The organism is Polaromonas sp. CF318, assembly GCF_000282655.1.
GTDB lineage: Bacteria > Pseudomonadota > Gammaproteobacteria > Burkholderiales > Burkholderiaceae_C > Polaromonas.
Genome location: NZ_AKIV01000138.1, coordinates 1 through 16313 on the forward strand (window position 1 = coordinate 1; position 16313 = coordinate 16313).

At 66.4% G+C, this 16313-nt stretch carries 15 protein-coding genes; 6 read left to right on the forward strand and 9 right to left on the reverse strand.

Annotated features, from left to right (window positions below; all coding sequences use genetic code 11):
* Both PMI15_RS20910 and PMI15_RS20915 read right to left on the reverse strand, forming a co-directional pair.
* The coding region (locus tag PMI15_RS20910) for an FAD-binding oxidoreductase (RefSeq protein WP_007873934.1) at positions 1 to 537 on the reverse strand (537 nt) is incomplete at its 3' end.
* A gap of 74 nt (positions 538 to 611) precedes the next feature.
* Complete coding sequence (locus PMI15_RS20915) at positions 612 to 1310, reverse strand: GntR family transcriptional regulator (RefSeq protein ID WP_007873935.1); 699 nt, start codon at positions 1308 to 1310, stop codon at positions 612 to 614.
* 115 nt (positions 1311 to 1425) lie between these two features.
* On the opposite strand from PMI15_RS20915, the gene PMI15_RS20920 reads away from it, so the two are divergent.
* The 3 genes from PMI15_RS20920 (at position 1426) to PMI15_RS20930 (ending at position 4914) form a co-directional block, all read left to right on the forward strand.
* Entirely contained in the window at positions 1426 to 2646 is a 1221-nt protein-coding gene (locus PMI15_RS20920; protein ID WP_007873936.1) for an alanine--glyoxylate aminotransferase family protein, read from the forward strand.
* A gap of 77 nt (positions 2647 to 2723) precedes the next feature.
* The gene (locus tag PMI15_RS20925) at positions 2724 to 3701 is read left to right on the forward strand and encodes a tripartite tricarboxylate transporter substrate binding protein (RefSeq protein ID WP_007873937.1); all 978 of its coding nucleotides are present in this window, start codon (positions 2724 to 2726) and stop codon (positions 3699 to 3701) included.
* 91 nt (positions 3702 to 3792) lie between these two features.
* A complete protein-coding gene (locus tag PMI15_RS20930) occupies positions 3793 to 4914 on the forward strand; it encodes an ABC transporter substrate-binding protein (protein WP_007873938.1) in 1122 nt (373 codons plus the stop codon).
* A 9-nt stretch (positions 4915 to 4923) separates the two neighbouring features.
* Here the strand turns inward: PMI15_RS20930 and nth are convergent, their stop codons facing one another.
* Together nth and PMI15_RS20940 are read right to left on the reverse strand one after the other, a co-directional pair.
* Complete coding sequence (gene nth / locus PMI15_RS20935) at positions 4924 to 5568, reverse strand: endonuclease III (protein WP_036840491.1); 645 nt, start codon at positions 5566 to 5568, stop codon at positions 4924 to 4926.
* A 48-nt stretch (positions 5569 to 5616) separates the two neighbouring features.
* On the reverse strand, positions 5617 to 6636 hold the full coding sequence (locus tag PMI15_RS20940) for a BLUF domain-containing protein (protein ID WP_007873940.1): 1020 nt from the start codon (positions 6634 to 6636) through the stop codon (positions 5617 to 5619).
* A 235-nt stretch (positions 6637 to 6871) separates the two neighbouring features.
* On the opposite strand from PMI15_RS20940, the gene PMI15_RS20945 reads away from it, so the two are divergent.
* Positions 6872 to 8527, forward strand: coding sequence for an alkaline phosphatase family protein (locus PMI15_RS20945; RefSeq protein WP_007873941.1), 1656 nt, complete (start codon positions 6872 to 6874; stop codon positions 8525 to 8527).
* 26 nt (positions 8528 to 8553) lie between these two features.
* Here PMI15_RS20945 and PMI15_RS20950 read toward each other — a convergent pair whose 3' ends face one another.
* Positions 8554 to 9504 (reverse strand): LysR family transcriptional regulator, encoded by a 951-nt coding sequence (locus tag PMI15_RS20950; protein ID WP_007873942.1) that lies wholly within the window; start codon positions 9502 to 9504, stop codon positions 8554 to 8556.
* 198 nt (positions 9505 to 9702) lie between these two features.
* On the opposite strand from PMI15_RS20950, the gene PMI15_RS20955 reads away from it, so the two are divergent.
* On the forward strand, positions 9703 to 11112 hold the full coding sequence (locus PMI15_RS20955; protein WP_007873943.1) for a M20 family metallopeptidase: 1410 nt from the start codon (positions 9703 to 9705) through the stop codon (positions 11110 to 11112).
* Positions 11113 to 11151: 39 nt separating this feature from the next.
* Entirely contained in the window at positions 11152 to 12144 is a 993-nt protein-coding gene (locus tag PMI15_RS20960) for a tripartite tricarboxylate transporter substrate binding protein (RefSeq protein ID WP_007873944.1), read from the forward strand.
* 4 nt (positions 12145 to 12148) lie between these two features.
* Here the strand turns inward: PMI15_RS20960 and PMI15_RS20965 are convergent, their stop codons facing one another.
* From PMI15_RS20965 to PMI15_RS20980, 4 genes are all read right to left on the reverse strand, one after another.
* Positions 12149 to 13540 carry a serine hydrolase gene (locus PMI15_RS20965; protein WP_007873945.1) on the reverse strand — a complete coding sequence of 464 codons (1392 nt, stop codon included), beginning with the start codon at positions 13538 to 13540 and terminating at the stop codon, positions 12149 to 12151.
* Between the two features lie 64 nt (positions 13541 to 13604).
* On the reverse strand, positions 13605 to 14585 hold the full coding sequence (locus PMI15_RS20970; RefSeq protein WP_007873946.1) for a GyrI-like domain-containing protein: 981 nt from the start codon (positions 14583 to 14585) through the stop codon (positions 13605 to 13607).
* Positions 14582 to 15901 carry a type II toxin-antitoxin system HipA family toxin gene (locus PMI15_RS20975; protein WP_007873947.1) on the reverse strand — a complete coding sequence of 440 codons (1320 nt, stop codon included), beginning with the start codon at positions 15899 to 15901 and terminating at the stop codon, positions 14582 to 14584. Before PMI15_RS20975 ends, PMI15_RS20970 begins: the two co-directional genes overlap by 4 nt.
* A 51-nt stretch (positions 15902 to 15952) precedes the next feature.
* Positions 15953 to 16243 carry a helix-turn-helix domain-containing protein gene (locus PMI15_RS20980; protein ID WP_007873948.1) on the reverse strand — a complete coding sequence of 97 codons (291 nt, stop codon included), beginning with the start codon at positions 16241 to 16243 and terminating at the stop codon, positions 15953 to 15955.
* Positions 16244 to 16313 lie beyond the last annotated feature (70 nt).

Here is a 16313-nt window from a genome sequence, read left to right on the forward strand (position 1 = left end):
GGCGATGCTGCGGCTGCCGCAGGAGTTGTTGCCGGCCATGCCGCCCAGCGTGGCCTGCGCGCTGGTGGACACATCCACCGGGTACCACAGGCCATGCTGCTTGAGCGAGGCGTTCAGGTGATCCAGCACAATGCCGGGCTGGACTTGCGCCGTGCGCTCGCCCGGGTCCACGGCCAGGATGTTGCGCAGGTGCTTGGCATGGTCTATCACCAGGCCCGCGCCCACCGTCTGCCCGCACTGGCTGGTGCCGCCGCCGCGCGGGACGATGGGCACCTGCAGGTCGCGGCAGATGTCCAGCGCGGTTTTCACGTCGGCATCGGTGCGCGGCACGAACACGCCCACGGGCGTGACCTGGTAGATGGACGCGTCGGTGGCATAGCGTCCGCGATCCGCCGGCGAAAACAGCACCTCACCCCGGGTTTCGGCGGCCAGGCGCGCGGCCAGGCGGCCGGCGACTTCATTGCTCACACGGGCGACGTCGTCATAGGCCTGGTCCGCGGCCTCGCGGCTGATCTTGAGGGGGAGGGGAGCGTTCATCGCGGCTTCTCGCCTTTATGTGGGGGCTGTCTGTTGTCGGGGTTCGAGCCGGGCCGGGCTGCGGCCCGCAAGGCTCAGGCCTTGGCGCCGCTCTTGCTGTTCGTGGCATGGATGGCGCGCAGCTGCTGCACCACCACGTCGCGTTTGCTGATCAGGTGGCGCAGCAATACGTTGCGCATGGCCGCGCCGTCGCGCTTTTGCAGGGCTTCGATCATCAGTTCGTGTTCCTTCACGGCCGCTTTCCATTTGTCCTCGTCCTGGTTGGAGCGAAAGCGCAGTGCCTGCAGCCGCGCATTGACCTGCGCATAGGTACTGGCCAGCACCGGGTTCTTGGCCGCCGCGTTGATGGCGCTGTGGATGGCGGCATTGAGCCTGTAGTAGTTGGGCAGGTCGCGGCGCGTGTAGGCGGCCAGCATTTCGAAATGCATGGCCTTGATTTCCGCCAGCTCGGCCTCGGTGATGCGTTCGGCGGCCAGCTCGCCCGACTGCGCTTCCAACCCCGCCATCACCTCGAAGGTGTTGAGCACGTCGGCTTCGGTCAGTTCCACCGCGATCGCGCCGCGGTTCGGCAGCAGTTCCACCAGTCCTTCGGCGGCCAGCATCTTGATGGCCTCGCGCAGCGGCGTGCGCGAAACGTTGAGCACCTCGCTGAGCTCGCGCTCATTGAGCTTGGCGCCGGGCTGGATGCGGTTTTCCACCAGCATCTGGCGCAGTCGGTGCGCCACCTGTTCATGCAGGGCGGCGCGCGGGATAGGAATGATTTCAGCAGCCATGGGTAAATTTTGTATGCAAAATTTACCCCTGTCAAATCGATATTTAATCCTTTGGTGTATTGACAAATGAATTTTGTATGCAAAAAATAGGGACTTACTTCAGGAGCAGACCGCCATGTTGACGCTTGACTTTCATCCCACGGGACGTCATTTTTTGCAGATTCCCGGCCCTTCGCCGGTGCCGGACCGCATCCTGCGGGCCATGAGCCTGCCCACCATAGACCACCGCGGTCCCGAGTTCGCCGCGCTGGGCCTGAAAGTCCTGGCCGACATTAAAAAGATCTTCCAGACCAAACAACCCGTCATCATTTACCCGGCTTCGGGCACCGGCGCCTGGGAGGCGGCTCTCTCCAACACCCTGAATCCCGGCGACCACGTGCTGATGTACGAAACCGGCCATTTCGCCGCGCTGTGGCAAAAACTCGCCGCGCGCCTGGGCCTGAAGACCGAGGTCATCAGCTATCCCGGTGCCGAGGTCTGGCGCCACGGCGTGCAGGCCGCCCTGATTGAAGAGCGCCTGAAGGCCGACACCCAGCACAGCATCAAGGCCGTCTGCGTGGTGCACAACGAAACTTCCACCGGCGTCACCAGCAACATCGCCGCCGTGCGCAAGGCCATGGACGCGGCCAGACACCCCGCGCTGCTGCTGGTCGACACCATCTCCGGCCTGGCCTCGGCCGACTACCGCCACGACGAGTGGGGCGTGGACGTCACCATCAGCGGCTCGCAAAAAGGCCTGATGCTGCCGCCCGGCATCAGCTTCAACGCCGTCTCCGCCAAGGCCCTCGAAGCCAGCAAGAAGGCCACGCTGCCCAAGGCCTTCTGGGCCTGGGACGAGATCATCGAGATGAACAAGACAGGCTACTGGCCGTCCACCCCCAACACCAACCTGCTGTACGCCCTCAGCGAAGCCTGCGACATGCTGCTCGAGCACGGCCTGGAAGCCGTGTTCGCGCGCCACCAGCGCTGGGCCGTGGGCGTGCGCGCGGCGGTCAAGGCCTGGGGCCTGCAGATCCAGTGCGCCGACCCGGCCGTGTATTCGCCGGTGCTGACCGGCGTGATGACACCCGAAGGCGTGGACGCCGACGCGGTGCGCAAAATCATTTACGAGCGCTTTGACTGTTCGCTGGGCACCGGCCTGGGCAAGGTCAAGGGCCGCATGTTCCGCATAGGCCACCTGGGCGACTGCAACGACCTCACGCTGATGGCCGCGCTGGCCGGCTGCGAGATGGGCTTGAAACTTGCCGGTGTCAAGCTCGCGGGTTCGGGCGTGCAGGCCGCCATGGACCATTTCTCCAGCCACGCGGCCGTGGTGCCGCAGCGCAAGGCGGCCTGAGAGCTGTCGCCGCTATCACCTTATCCGCCTTCAAACTGTCACTTCGCTTCGTTCTACTACTGAATCAGAGGGAAACCATGCAACGCAGAACTTTTATCAGCGCGACAGCGGCCACGGCCGCCCTGGTGGCGTCACCCATGCTCAAGGCGCAAACCCTGCCGTCCGGCCCGGTCCGCATCATCGTGGGTTTTCCGCCCGGCGGCGGCACCGACGCGCTGGCGCGCGTGGTCGGGCAAAAGCTCTCCACCATGTGGAACACCTCGGTGGTGATTGAAAACAAGGGCGGCGCCGCCGGCGTCATCGCGGCCGACTACGTGGCCAAGCAGCCAGCCGACGGCAACACCCTGCTCATGGCCCACATCAACAGCCATGCGCTCGCGCCGGCGCTGGGTCTCAAGCTGGGCTACAACCCCGAGCGCGACTACGTGCCCATCAGCATGGTCGGCGTCACGCCCAATATGCTGATCTGCAACGCCGACCAGCCCGCCAAGACCGTCAAGGACCTGGTCGCGCTGTGCAAGGCCAAGCCGGGCCAGATCAGCTTCGCTTCGGCCGGCGGCGGTTCGGCCCAGCACTTCGCGCTGGAGATGTTCAAGCTGCAGGCGAAGATTTTCGCGCTGCACATTCCCTACCGCGGCTCGGGCCCGGCCCTGGTCGACCTGATAGGCGGGCAGGTGAACTATTGCTTCGAGACCATGACCTCGGCCACGCCGCATGTCAAAAGCGGCAAGGCCATCGCGCTGGCGCAAACGCGGCTCAAGCGTGCCAAGGGCCATCCCAACGTGCCCACCATGGCCGAGTCCGGCTTTCCCGGCTTCGAGGCCACCGTGTGGTACGGCCTCATGGGCCCGTCCAAAATGCCGCACGCCATGGTGCAACGCATGAATGAAGACGTCAACAAGGTGCTGGCCATGCCCGACGTGCAGGAAAAGATGGACCAGTACGGCGCCGAAGATGGCGGCGGCAGCATCGAGAAGTTCGCCACCTTTATCAAGGCCGAGCAAAAGAAATGGGTGCAGGTGGCCGAGCAGGCCAAGGTCAAGGTCGATGCCTGAGACCAGACTACGCACCTGGGTAAACCGGCCTCGGCCGGTTTTTTATTGATAACAAACACGTTTTTCATCAGCAAGAGCTAGGGATCGTTTCATGACAGTTGTGAATTTTTCAAGGGCCGGCCGCGCGCTGGCCGGTTTTTTCCTGTGCGCCGCCAGCGTGGGCGCCTCGGCCGACATCATCCTGGGCCATTCGGGCGACCTTTCGGGCACCAGCGCCGCGCTCACCACCGACTATGTGCGCGGCATGAATGCCTACTTTGACGACATCAACAAAAAAGGCGGCGTACGCGGCGAGAAGATCAAGCTCGTGAGCCTGGACGACGGCTTTAACCCCGACAAGACCGCCGAGAACACCAAGGCGCTGATCGAGCAGAACGCCGTGGCCCTGGTGGGTTTCCGCGGTACGGCCAATATGCTCAAGATCGTGCCCATCGTGCAGGGTGCCGGCATTGCCCAGATCGGCAACACCAGCGGCGCCAAGTCGCTGCGCGACCCTTACGTGCCCAATGTGTTCCATGTGCGCGCCAGCACCACCGACGAGATCGAGGCCGCCGTCAACCACGCCTGGACCATAGGCATCAACAAGATCGCCGTCGCCTACCAGGACGACGCTTTCGGCAAGGAAGGCCTGGACGCGCTCATTGCCGCCATGCAAAAGCGCGGCGCGGCGCCCGCCGCAGTGGCCCCGGTGCCGCGCGGCACGGTGGACGTGGCCAAGGCGGTGGACGTGATCACCGCCGCCCAGCCGCAGGCCGTGATGCTGATCGCCCAGGCCAAGCCCAATGCCGCCTTCATCAGGGCCTACAAGGCCAAAGGCGCGAGCGCGCAGTTCATGGTGCTCAGCGTGTCATCGGGCCTGCACGCCGAACTGAAAGAGCCGGCCGCCGGCACCATCGTCTCGCAGGTCGTGCCTTACCCCTTCACCGAACTCGGCAACGCCGCCGTGAAGGAATACCAGACCGTGATCCTGGGCACCGCCGACAAGAAGTTCAGCTACAACAGCATGGAAGGTTTCCTCAACGCCAAGCTGGTGGTGCGCGCGCTGCAGAAAATCCCGGCGCCCATCACACGCGCCAAACTCATCAGCACGCTGGAGACCTTCACCAATGAAGACCTGGGCGGTTTCGCGCTGACCTACAGCAAGCAGAGCAACCTGGGCTCGCGCTTCGTCAACCTGACGATGATCCGCGCGGACGGAACCTTCGCGCGTTAAGGGCTTTCCTTACGCGGCAGGGGGCGGGGTCTTGGGCTCAAAATCGCACCAGGGCGCCACCGCGCACTGCCAGCACAGCGGCTTGCGCGCGATGCACACATAGCGCCCGTGCAGAATCAGCCAGTGGTGCGCATCCACCAGATAGTCGGTGGGCACGCGCTTGAGCAGGTTCATCTCGACTTCCAGCGGGTTTTTGCCGGGCGCCAGGCCCGTGCGGTTGCTCACGCGAAAGATGTGCGTGTCCACCGCCATCACCGCCTCGCCGAAAGCCGAGTTCAGCACCACATTGGCCGTCTTGCGGCCCACGCCGGGCAGGGCCTCGAGCGCTTCGCGCGTGCGGGGCACCTCGCCGCCGTGCTGCTTGACCAATATCTCGCAGGTCGCCAGCAGGTTTTTGGCCTTGGTGCGGTACAGGCCTATGGTGCGTATGTAGGACTCCAGGCCTTCCAACCCTAAGTCGAGGATGGCCTGCGGCGTGTTGGCCACCGGGTAGAGCTTGCGCGTGGCCTTGTTCACGCTGACATCGGTCGCCTGCGCGCTCAGCAGCACGGCGGCCAGCAGCTCGAACACGCTGGTGTATTCGAGCTCGGTCACCGGCATGGGGTTGGCCGCCTTGAGCGTGGCGAAGAAGGGGGCGATGGCTTCTTTTTTCATGCCCCGCAGTGTATCGGGGCGCATTGGCCGTTGGCCGGGCGAGGGTTCTCAGGCTGCCAGGCGCGGCACGTCCCATACCGAGCTGGGCGGCTCCCCGGCGCGCTGGAGCTGCTGCTGCACGGCCTGCCAGATGAAGGGGCACTCGTCGGGCCTGGCGATGCCGCCCGCGATATAGGCCAGGTGCGCTTCAGCGGCCATGGCCTGCATGCGCTGGTGGGTTTCGGCATTGGGCGCGATGCCCAGCAAGGCCGGCGTCGCCGGCAGGTTTTCGCAGGCGGCCATCATGCGGCCCATCAGCGCATCGTCGAATCTGGGCGCGCCGGAAAACAGCATCACAAAATACGGCCAGTCGGGCAGGAAGGCGCGGCGCAGGCCGTGAGTCAGGCCATTGCGCGCCACGGCGATCATGCGGCAGGGATGGCCGCCTTCCATGAATTCCACGTACTCGCTGCTGCCGTCCATGTCCTGCTCGCCCGCGAAGCGCCGCTTGGCCACCGTCCCGCCGGTGCGCTGCGCCAGCCAGCCGACCATGGCGAAGGCCTCGTTGCCGCCGGCCGAGCAGATGCCGACACGGTGGAAGGCCTCGGGGTCGGCCAGGCCCTGGGCCTGCGGCAGCTGCATGGGCGCCGACAGGCGCCGCAGTACGGAGGAGGGCGCGTACTGCACGCCTTTTTCGAACTGCTCGCGCAGCGCCATCACGCGGCGGCCGAACTGCACGGCCGACTCGGTGGCCTGCGACATCACCATGGACCAGGGCGTGGGCAGTATGCGACGGCCCCGGCTGGTGTGCAGGGTGTGCAGCGAATGATGGCGCGGGTCGCCGGCCATGCGCAGCAGCAGGTTGCGTATTTCCGGGGACGGGCCTTCCGCCCAGTGGACGAACCAGCCGCTCTGGTAGTGCAGGATGGCGTGGATGCCGTCCGCGGCGTTGTGGGGCAGGGAGTGCGCGCGTATGTCCTCCATCTGCGCATAAATGCCTTCCTTGATGTGGCAGATGCTGGCCGTCACCACACGCTCGATTTCCAATTGTCCGGGGGGCGCGGCATAGGGCGCGATGCTGTTCACCATGGAACCATCCTGCCCCATAAGCAAAAACCCCGTCAATCCCCGCCCCCAAAAGCCGCGGGTGAATAGTGGCAAAAATGCCTTCTGAAAAGAATGGCAACACTTTCTTGCAACTCGACGCGGATGATGTGGTGCATGATGCGCGCCGCTGTGAGGCCGTGACCAGGCCAATGCAGGTGCGAGCTGCACGGGTCATTACGGGGGCGCTCCCGGCCCGAACTGCTTTAGCATCGCAGCCATGAAAGCTCACACTCTTTTACGACTGCTGGCCGCCTCTTTGGCCGCCGCATTGCTCGCCAGTTGCGCCGCCGCGCCCGGCACCGTGGCCGGTGCCGCGCCTCGCCCCAAACTGGTGGTCTTCCTGGTCGTCGACGGCCTGCCGCAGCGCCAGGTGCTGGACTACCGCGACCAGCTCGCGCCCGACGGCTTCGCGCGCTTCCTGGACCGCGGCGCCTGGTTCGCCAACGCGCACTACGGCCATGCCTTCACCGTCACCGCGGCCGGCCACGCCACCATGCTGACCGGCGCCTACCCGCACCGTACCGGCATCATCGGCAACGACTGGCGCGACCCCGTCACCGCCGAGCCCGTCTACTGCACAGGCGATACCTCGGCCACCTACATCGGCCACTCCACCAATGCCCTGGACGGCACCAGCCCGAAAAACCTCAAGGCCGAAACCGTGGGCGACGTGCTGCGCCGCGTCGACAGCCGCTCCAAGGTGATTGGCATCTCGGGCAAGGACCGCGGCGCCATCCTGCCGGCCGGCAAGACCGGCATCGCCTATATGTATATGGGCGCCACCGGGCAGTTCGCCTCCAGCACCCACTACATGGCCGCGCACCCGGCCTGGGTTGACCGCTACAACGCCGGCAAGCCGGCCGACCGCTACTTCAAGGCCGAGTGGAAGGCCTTGCTGCCCGAGGCCGCGTACGCGCGCTCGCTGCCCGACCAGCAGCCCTGGTACGGCCCCGCGGGCGGCGGCCTGCCGGCGATGTTCGGCGCCAGGGACGACAGCGCGCCCGGCCCGCGCTTTTACGGTTCGCTGCTGCGCGGCCCCTTTGTCGACGCGATGTCGCTGGAGTTCGCGCGCGCCGCCATTGCCGGCGAGCAACTGGGCCAGGACGACACTCCCGACATCCTGTCGGTGAGCCTTTCGGGCCACGACTACGTGAACCACGCCTTCAGCGCCGAGTCGCGCCTCTCGCACGACCACCTGCTGCAGCTGGACCGTTTGCTGCAGGCCTTCTTCCAGGACCTGGACGCGCGCGTCGGCAAGGACAACTACATCGCCGTGCTCACCGCCGACCACGGCTTCATGCCCGCGCCCGAGTACAACGCCAGCCAGGGCCGCGAGTCCGGCCGCGTCAACAGCAGCCAGGTGCTGGGCCGCGTCAATGCCGGGCTTGAAAAACGCTTCGGCCCGGGCAAATGGGCTGCGGGCTTTTCCGGCTCCAGCGTGCTGTTCGACAAACAGCTCATCGCGCAAAAGCAGGCCAGTGCCGACGCCCTGGCCGAGGAGACCCGCACGCTGCTGATGGCCGAGCCCGGTTTTGTGGCGGCCTACACGCGGCGCGAACTGCAAAGCGGCAGCCGCGCCGGCGCGCCTTTCTATGAGCAGATCCGCAAATCCTGGCATGCCGACGTTTCGGGCGACGTGCAGTACTCGCTCAAACCCGGCTGGATGTTCGGCAACACGGTCGCCACGCACGGCTCCCCCCATCCGTATGACACGCAGGTGCCCATCCTGGTGTACGGCCCGGCCTGGGTCAAAGCCGGCCGCATAGACACGCGAGTGGAGGTAGTGGACATCGCGCCCACGCTGTCGCGCGTGCTGCGCATCGCGCCGCCTTCGTCGGCCGAAGGCAAGCTCCTGCCCTTGCCTGGCCTGTAACAAGCCGGACTGAACGGGCGGGGCGCTCAGCCGCGCTTTTTCGCGGCGCGCTTGCGGGCCGGCACCATGCCGTCGCCCGACTGGCGTATCGCGGCGATCAGCTGCGTGGTGAAGTCCTGCACCAGCGGCGCGGGCGTCTGCCCCTGCAGCGACAGCACCTGCAGCACGCGCTGGTTCAGCTGCGGCTCGGCAAAGGGCACGGCCACCAGTTGGCCCTCGCGTATCAGGTGCGCGGCCGTCAGGTAGCCCGACAGCATGATGTCGTCGCCGTGCACGCCGGGCAGCAGCGCCGACGAAAAATTGCTGACCACCGAGGACTGGTATTGCAGGCCCTGGACGCTGCACGCCATGTCGAAGAGCTGGCGGCCCGTCATGCCCTTGGCGCTGATGCCCAGCGGGTACTTCACCACGTCGGCCGCCGTCACCACGCGGGCCCGCGCCAGCGGGTGCGCGGGCAGCATCAACGCGTAGATGGGCGCGGTGGCCGCATGCCGCACCGTCACGCCTTTTTCGGGCGCCACGATGTACTTCAGCGCCACGTCGGTCTCGCCCTGCAGCAGCAGGCGGCTGACGCTTTCAGGCGAGCCCACGCTGAGTTCGATCAGCGCCTCGGGGTGGCTGCGCCTGAAGCCCGTGACCACCTCCGGCATGAAACCCGTGGCGAAGCCTTCGGTGCAGGCCACGCGCACGCGGCGCGCGCTGTAGCCGGCCAGGCCGCGCACCTGTTCCATCACGCGTTCGGCGTCGTCGCTGCCCGCGCGCGCATAGGCCATCAGGCGCTCGCCTGCGTCCGTCGGCACCATGCCGCGCGCCCGGCGCTCGAACAGCGCGCAGCCCAGCTGGTCTTCCAGCTTGCCGACCTGGCGGCTCACGGCCGAGGCCGCCACATGCAGCTGCGCCGCGGCCTGGCTGACCGAACCGGTGCGCGCCACCTCGAGGAAATAGCGGACCTGCGTGCTGAAAAAAGTGGTTTTCATGCGAAGGCGGGTGGGATGGATGGGCGGGAAGGGCGCTCGAATTTGTAGTTTGCCAAAAAGGCAAGGCCTTGTTGCGATATCTCTCATTGTAGTAAAGGCTGATTCTTCCTACATTTGGTTTCATGACGCGTGCATGACGTACTTATGACGTACTTATGGCGCACTCATGACCGCGCACCCCTTTTAAAACGATGAAACATGCTGAGATCCGACTGCCTTGATGCCGCCACCGCCTGGTTTGACGACGGCCACTTTTTCGATGTCCTGCAAAGGCGCGTTGCCCTGCGCACCGAAAGCGACACCGGCAAGCCCAACCCCGCGCTGGCCGACTACCTGCGCGGCGAGATGGGCGAATCGTTGCGCGCGCTCGGTTTTTCCTGCAGCGTGATGCCCAATCCCGTCGAGGGCGCCGGCCCTTTCCTGGTCGCGCGGCGCGTGGAAGACACGGCGCTGCCCACCGTGCTGACCTATGGCCACGGCGACGTGGTCAGCGGCCAGGAAGGGCGCTGGCGCGAAGGGCTGCAGCCCTGGGCGCTGGTGCGCGAAGGCGAGCGCTGGTACGGCCGCGGCACCGCCGACAACAAGGGCCAGCACACCGTCAACCTCGGCGCGCTGGCTAGCGTGATCAAGGCGCGCGGCGGGCGCCTGGGCTACAACGTCACGCTGCTGCTCGAGATGGGCGAAGAAGCCGCCTCGCCCGGCCTGCATGCTTTTTGTGAAAACCATCGCACCCAGCTCCAGGCCGACCTGCTGATCGCCTGCGACGGCCCGCGCGTGCATGCCGACAAGCCCACGCTGTTCCTGGGCTCGCGCGGCGCGATCAACTTCAGCCTGCGCCTGCGCGCACGCGACAAGGCCTACCACTCGGGCAACTGGGGCGGGGCGCTGCTGAACCCGGCCACCGTGCTGGCCAGTGCCGTGGCTTCGCTGGTCGATGCGCGCGGGCGCATCCTGGTGCCGGCCCTCAAGCCGCGCGCGCTGCCCCCGTCCGTGCGCCGCGCGCTGGCCGATGTGGACATAGGCGGCGGCGAGGACGACCCGCTGCCCGACGCCCACTGGGGCGAACCCGGCCTCAGTACGGCCGAACGCCTGATGGGCTGGAACACCCTTGAAGTGCTGGCGCTGGGCGCCGGCTCGCCGCAGCGCCCCGTCAATGCGATTCCCGGCGAGGCCGTGGCCCATTGCCAGCTGCGTTTTGTGGTCGGCACGCCTTACCAGGACCTCGCCGCCATCCTGCGCAAGCACCTGGACCGCTACGGCTTCAACCGGGTCGAGGTGGAGATCACGCTCACCGGTGCGGCCACGCGCCTGGACCTGGACCATCCCTGGGTGGGTTGGGCGCAGCGCTCCATCGTGCAGAGCAGCGGCAAGCCGGTCGTCACCCTGCCCAACCTGGCCGGCTCACTGCCCAACGATGTGTTCGCCGACCTGCTGGGCCTGCCCACGCTGTGGGTGCCGCACTCCTACCCGGCCTGCGCCCAGCACGCGCCCGACGAACACCTGCTGGCGCCCGTCGCCCGCGAAGGCCTGCGCATCATGGCCGGCCTGTATTGGGACCTGGGCGAGCCCGCGGGGCTGCCCTGGCATGCCGCGCCGGCCGCTGCCTGAGTTGTTGTTGTTCTGATTGCCCCCTCACTGGAGATGCCCATGCCTTCCACTTCACGCCGGCCACTGCTTCAGGCGGCCCTTCTGGTCGCCGCCTGTTCCGCCCTCGCGTTTCCCGGCCTGTCGCACGCACAGGCCTGGCCCGCCAGGCCGATCAAGCTGGTCGTTCCCTTCCCGCCGGGCGGCGGCACCGACGTGGCGGCCCGCATCATCGGCGACCGGCTCAGTGCCCGCCTGGGCCAGCCCGTGATCATCGACAACAAGCCCGGCGCTTCTACCGCCATCGGCGTGGTCATGGTCAGCGCGGCCGAGCCCGACGGCTACACGCTGCTGTTCTCGGGCTCGAGCAGCTACACCGTCAACCCCGCGGTGCGCAGCAAGCTGGGCTACGACCCCTTCAAGCAGCTGTCACCCATCGCCATGGTCGCGCGCACTTCGCTGGTGCTGGTGACCTCGGCCACCGGGCCCTACAAAACCCTCAAGGACATCCTGGCCAAGGCCAAGGCCGAGCCGGGCACGCTGACCTATGCCACCTTCGGCAGCGGCTCGGCGCCGCACCTGGCCGGCGAGCTGCTGGCCGATGCTGCCGGCGTCAAGCTTTCCGCGATTCCCTACAAGGGCAGCGCCGAGGCCGACATCGGCGTGGTGCGCGCCGACGTCGCCCTGGGCATAGACACCATGGCGGCGGTGAATCCGCTGGTGCAGTCCGGCAAGCTGCGCGCGCTTGCGGTCGTCAGCGAAAAGCGTTCCACCTACATGCCCACCGTGCCTGCCTATGGCGAACTGCAGCTCTCCTCGGCCCTGCTGGACGGCTGGTACGCGGTGGCCGCACCCGCGGGCATTGCACCGGCCGTGCGCGACCAGCTACTGCGGGCGCTGACGGCCGTCATGGCCGAGTCCGAGGTGCGCAAGAAGCTGCAGCAGCAGTCCATGGAGCCGGCCATGCTGGGGCCGCAGGCGCTGCGCGACGTGATGGATTCGGAAATCACGCGCTACCGCGCCCTGGTGGCGCGCGCCAACATCCGCCTCGATTGATTTTTCAGGGCGCGGCGACGGCTTCGCGAAGCGCCGAGTCGATGTCGGCCCGCCTCTTGAAGACCAGGGCGCCCTGGTCTTTGATGCCTTGCTCCGCGGCGATGGCCACCGGGTCGACGGCCGTGAGCCAGACGGCGCCGTCTTTTTCCCAGGCGGCGGCACGTAGCGGCAGGGCGATCACCGCGGCCGGGTTGGCTTGCATCAGCGGGGTACCGGCGGCGGGGTTGCCAAAAAGGAGTTCTTCGGTCGGCGCCAGCTGGAGTCCGGCGTCTTGCGCGGCACGGGCGTGGTTGATGTGCGCAATGATGGCGTTGCCCCGTGCGCGCAGGACTTTTTCAAGCCGGCCCATGGTTTCCTTCACCGTGAACGGGCTTTGCTGCACCCGGAGCCTGGCGGTCACCAGCGGCGGGCCCAGGCGCGCGTCGTAAGCGCCGGCGATGCGGCGCGCCAGCTGCGTGAGGTCCACGCCCTCCTTGTTGGCCAGCAGCGTCACGCACAGCAGTTCGGAGGCATCGGTAAAACGGCTCAGCAGCGAAGAAAAACCAGCGCTGTCACCCGTCGTCACCATCAGGCCCTTGTGCCCCGGGAAATACCAGGGCCCCGAAGACACCGCGCCTTCGGGCGCGGAATAAATCCATTTGCGCAGCGCCGGCGACGCGACCAGGATCTCGCCGGCCAGGCCCACATCCCACAGCGACACGTCGAGCGCCGAGGCATAGATGCGCAGGCCCGCGGGCATGGCGACGGCACCGCTTGCGGCATAACCCGTGGCCGGTTCGCCGGGGTTGATCAGCGCTGGGGTTTTAAGAAAGGCGCTGTGGGGCCGCGCGTCCTTTTCCCAGGCCAGCGAGGGAAGGGCGCTGCCGAAAACCGTGTGCTTCAGGCCCAGGCGCTCGATCTGGTTCACGCGGATGTGGTCTTCGGCCGACTGGCCGCTGGCCTGCGCGACCAGGGGCGCCAGCCATTGTGAGCTCGCATTGCCGCCGCGTATGGCCTGGCCGACCGTCAGGCCCGCGGGCGCGCCCGGCACAAAGCGCGAGACCGCATCGTCGAGGCCCAGCTTGTTGGCCTCGACCAGCTGCAGCACCGCCACCGCAAGGTAGGCATTGGCCATCTGGCCGATGTCGAACAGGGTGTTCGACGCCGAGAGCCGGCGCGACGCGACGTCGCCGAGCCCGTAGCCCGTCACCCGCGTGATGTAGGGCGCCTGCACAATCGCCACCGCCATGCCCGAAATCCCCTGTTCGGCCATGAAGGTGGAGATCATCTGGTCTATGGACTGCCCGGCGTAGGCCACGTCGGGATTGCCGCGCTGCGCCCAGGCGCTGGAATGCACGGCCGCCAGCAGCAGGCCGGCGAGAAAGAATTTTTGCAGGGGTAGCAGAAACTTTTGCATGGCGGCGGGCCCGGAGTTTTGCGCGAGTATGGCACGCGCCGCCCTGCAATGCCGCGAAGGCTTTTCAGAGCGCCCGCACCGGCACGCACAGCCAGCAGCTGAAGTTTCCTGTTTTCGGGTCCATCACAAAGTCTTCTTCATACAGCTCCAGCGCCGGCTTGTTGTCCGGCTGGTAGCCGCTTTGCGGCAGCCACTCGGCGAACATGTGCTTCCAGGCTTCGTGCACCTCGTTGCCCGGCTTGCCGGTGAAGCGGCCGCAGGCATAGCGCCCGCCGCCAAAGTTCTGCACGCCGATTTCGCCTTGCGGCTTGAAGCTTTCGTTCACTTCGATGCAGGCGTCGTAGCGGCATTTATCGGCCGGTGTGATCTCTGGGTTGTCCTGGCTGATGCCGTACATCTTGGGGCGCGGGTTCATGTAGCCGTTCTGGCCGCACCAGGCGGCAAAGCGCTGCCACAGCTGCGCCACGGCCTCGCCGTAAGGCCCGGTGTTGCGCATATAGGCCAGGCGCATGGGCGGGAATGTTTTCAGTTCAATATGCATGGCAAGGGTTCTTTCGGATGAAGGTACCGGCCCGGCGGGCCAGAGGGTTCTATCTTTGAACAACGCCATGATGGAGTCTTGATTCGGCTTGTGGTGGCCTTGATGAATCTTGCTAAGTTCAATCTGCCGGCGCGTCGCCCACTCGCGCCAGCCCCCGCGCCGCCACGCTGTGGGCGTCGTGCCGAAGTGGGTGCGAAAGGCACGGCTGAAGACTTCCGCTGAAGCAAAGCCCGTGTCGAGCGCTATCTGCAGCGCGGTCTCCCGCGTAAAAATCAGGCGCTGCGCCGCTGCCTCCAGCCGCAGGCGGCGCACGCAGTCGGCCAGGGTTTCGCCCGTCATCCCCTGGAACACGCGGTGAAAGTGCCAGGGCGAGAAGTGCGCCACGTCGGCCAGCGCCTGCAAGTCCAGCGTGCCGGCCAGGTTGGCGCTGATGTGGTCCACCACCCGGTTGATGCGGGCGATGTAGGCGCCGCGGGCCTCGGGCTGTGACAGCGGCTCCGTCATGGCAGTTCGTCCACGAATTTCCCGGCCTGCGCCAGCATGCCGCGGCGTATGGCCGTAAATACCGGTTCTGGAAAGTCCGGCGGCAACTGCCCGGCTACACGCTCCAGCGCGTCGGGCACCTGCAGCACCAGCGCCACCATCTGGTCGAAGGCGCCCGGCACACCGCTTTGCCGCGCCAGCGCCTCCCAGTGGCGGGTGCGGATTTCGTGCAGGTGGTAGTGCGCATTCTTGTTGCGCAGGGCCATGGCCAGTTTGGCGCGGCGCGGGCTGAGCTGGTTGGGCCCGCTGCCTATGATGGGCCAGGCCGACAGCACGTCATACAGCGGCGTCATGCGAAAGCCGCCGCCGCGCTCCAGGAAAATCGAGAAATTCTTGGCGTGGCCATCTGTCGCGGCCATGATCCAGAAGGCCAGCTGCACCCGCACAAACTGCAGAATGTCGGAGCGGGCATGGCTGCCCCCACCCAGCAAGTCCAGGCCCGCGCGCAGGCCGGGGCCGCCGTCGCTTTCATACTTGAGGTCGCCGGGCGTCCCTGTGGCCTGGCAGAAGTCCTCCTGCGGCAGACGGGCTATCCATGCGCCGTCGTCCATCCAGCGCCTGTCGAAGCGCTCCACGATCAGTACCTTGCGTTCACCGAAGCGGCCCATTTCCGTGGGCGCGACCTCGAAGCCCAACTCGCCCAGCAGGGTTGCGCAGAGCCATTCGTTTTCCACCGAGTCCGTCATGTCGGCCCGCATATTGCCCACCAGGCCCAGCGGCAGCTTGAAGATGTGCGTGGTAGGTGTAGAGCCTGACGGGAGGTGCCAGCGCCGGCCAATGCGCAGCAGTGCAGTTTTTTCCTGCGCGCCGGCAATGGAGATCCGGAAGTCATCCGCCAGCGAGGAGCCTTCCGCGCCGTCCCCGGTTACCTCGCCCAGCAACTTCTCCACCTGGCTGTCGCTCAGCGGCGTGCTGTCGATGCGGTCGTGCGGCGGTGGCTGCAGGCCTTGTGGCATCAGCTGAAGCGCGCCCACGCAATCACGGCCCACGGCGGCCAGCAGGTCGGCCGCGCGAATGGAAGAGGTTCCGAAGCGCCGCCGCAGCCGTTCGCGGATGCGGCCGCTGTCGGGCAGGAGGTTGTCGAAGTAATGCTCGACCTTGGCGCCCGTCACGTCGCCGCCGCCGGCCGGCATGGGGAGCGAGACCGATAGCGGGCGCGACTGGGGCGAGCGCAGCCAGCTCTCGTCGTAACGAAAACCCGGGGTGCCGGTGCGCGTCCAGAACCACAGGCCCACGTGCTGGCCGTTCATCCACACATCAAGATCGGCGAATGCCATGGGCCATCTTTTGAAACTGTCTCGTCATGATTTTCTCAAGCGCTTCCCCGGCTACCAATCGGCCGTGGGGCTGTTCGCGGTGGGGGCGGGTGGTGCGTCAGTCTCGGCGTACCGTCGCAAGTCCGCCAGCAGCACTCGCGCATCCAGCGCGTGCAACACCTGAAGCAGCTGGTCGAGACTCACCGCGCCGGGATTCTTTTCAATATCGGCCATGCGGACCTGCTTGACGCCTATGCGCTGACCCAACGCGGTCTGCGTCAGCCCGCGTGCTTTTCGCAGCGATTTCAAATGCACCGACAGCTGTGCTGATGTCTGAACGGGGAAGGTTTGAAGCGTGCTCATTGATACCGCCTTTGAGTGATATTTGCACAATATCGTTTTTACACAATATTGTCAATATATCGCTCAAGAG

Excerpts from the sequence above, each read along its gene's own strand:
- PMI15_RS20915 (WP_007873935.1), bottom strand. The coding sequence starts at position 1,310 with ATGGCTGCTGAAATCATTCCTATCCCGCGCGCCGCCCTGCATGAACAG.
- PMI15_RS20920 (WP_007873936.1), top strand. The coding sequence starts at position 1,426 with ATGTTGACGCTTGACTTTCATCCCACGGGACGTCATTTTTTGCAGATT.
- PMI15_RS20925 (WP_007873937.1), top strand. The coding sequence starts at position 2,724 with ATGCAACGCAGAACTTTTATCAGCGCGACAGCGGCCACGGCCGCCCTG.
- PMI15_RS20930 (WP_007873938.1), top strand. The coding sequence starts at position 3,793 with ATGACAGTTGTGAATTTTTCAAGGGCCGGCCGCGCGCTGGCCGGTTTT.
- nth (WP_036840491.1), bottom strand. The coding sequence starts at position 5,568 with ATGAAAAAAGAAGCCATCGCCCCCTTCTTCGCCACGCTCAAGGCGGCC.
- PMI15_RS20940 (WP_007873940.1), bottom strand. The coding sequence starts at position 6,636 with ATGGTGAACAGCATCGCGCCCTATGCCGCGCCCCCCGGACAATTGGAA.
- PMI15_RS20945 (WP_007873941.1), top strand. The coding sequence starts at position 6,872 with ATGAAAGCTCACACTCTTTTACGACTGCTGGCCGCCTCTTTGGCCGCC.
- PMI15_RS20950 (WP_007873942.1), bottom strand. The coding sequence starts at position 9,504 with ATGAAAACCACTTTTTTCAGCACGCAGGTCCGCTATTTCCTCGAGGTG.
- PMI15_RS20955 (WP_007873943.1), top strand. The coding sequence starts at position 9,703 with ATGCTGAGATCCGACTGCCTTGATGCCGCCACCGCCTGGTTTGACGAC.
- PMI15_RS20960 (WP_007873944.1), top strand. The coding sequence starts at position 11,152 with ATGCCTTCCACTTCACGCCGGCCACTGCTTCAGGCGGCCCTTCTGGTC.
- PMI15_RS20965 (WP_007873945.1), bottom strand. The coding sequence starts at position 13,540 with ATGCAAAAGTTTCTGCTACCCCTGCAAAAATTCTTTCTCGCCGGCCTG.
- PMI15_RS20970 (WP_007873946.1), bottom strand. The coding sequence starts at position 14,585 with ATGACGGAGCCGCTGTCACAGCCCGAGGCCCGCGGCGCCTACATCGCC.
- PMI15_RS20975 (WP_007873947.1), bottom strand. The coding sequence starts at position 15,901 with ATGGCATTCGCCGATCTTGATGTGTGGATGAACGGCCAGCACGTGGGC.
- PMI15_RS20980 (WP_007873948.1), bottom strand. The coding sequence starts at position 16,243 with ATGAGCACGCTTCAAACCTTCCCCGTTCAGACATCAGCACAGCTGTCG.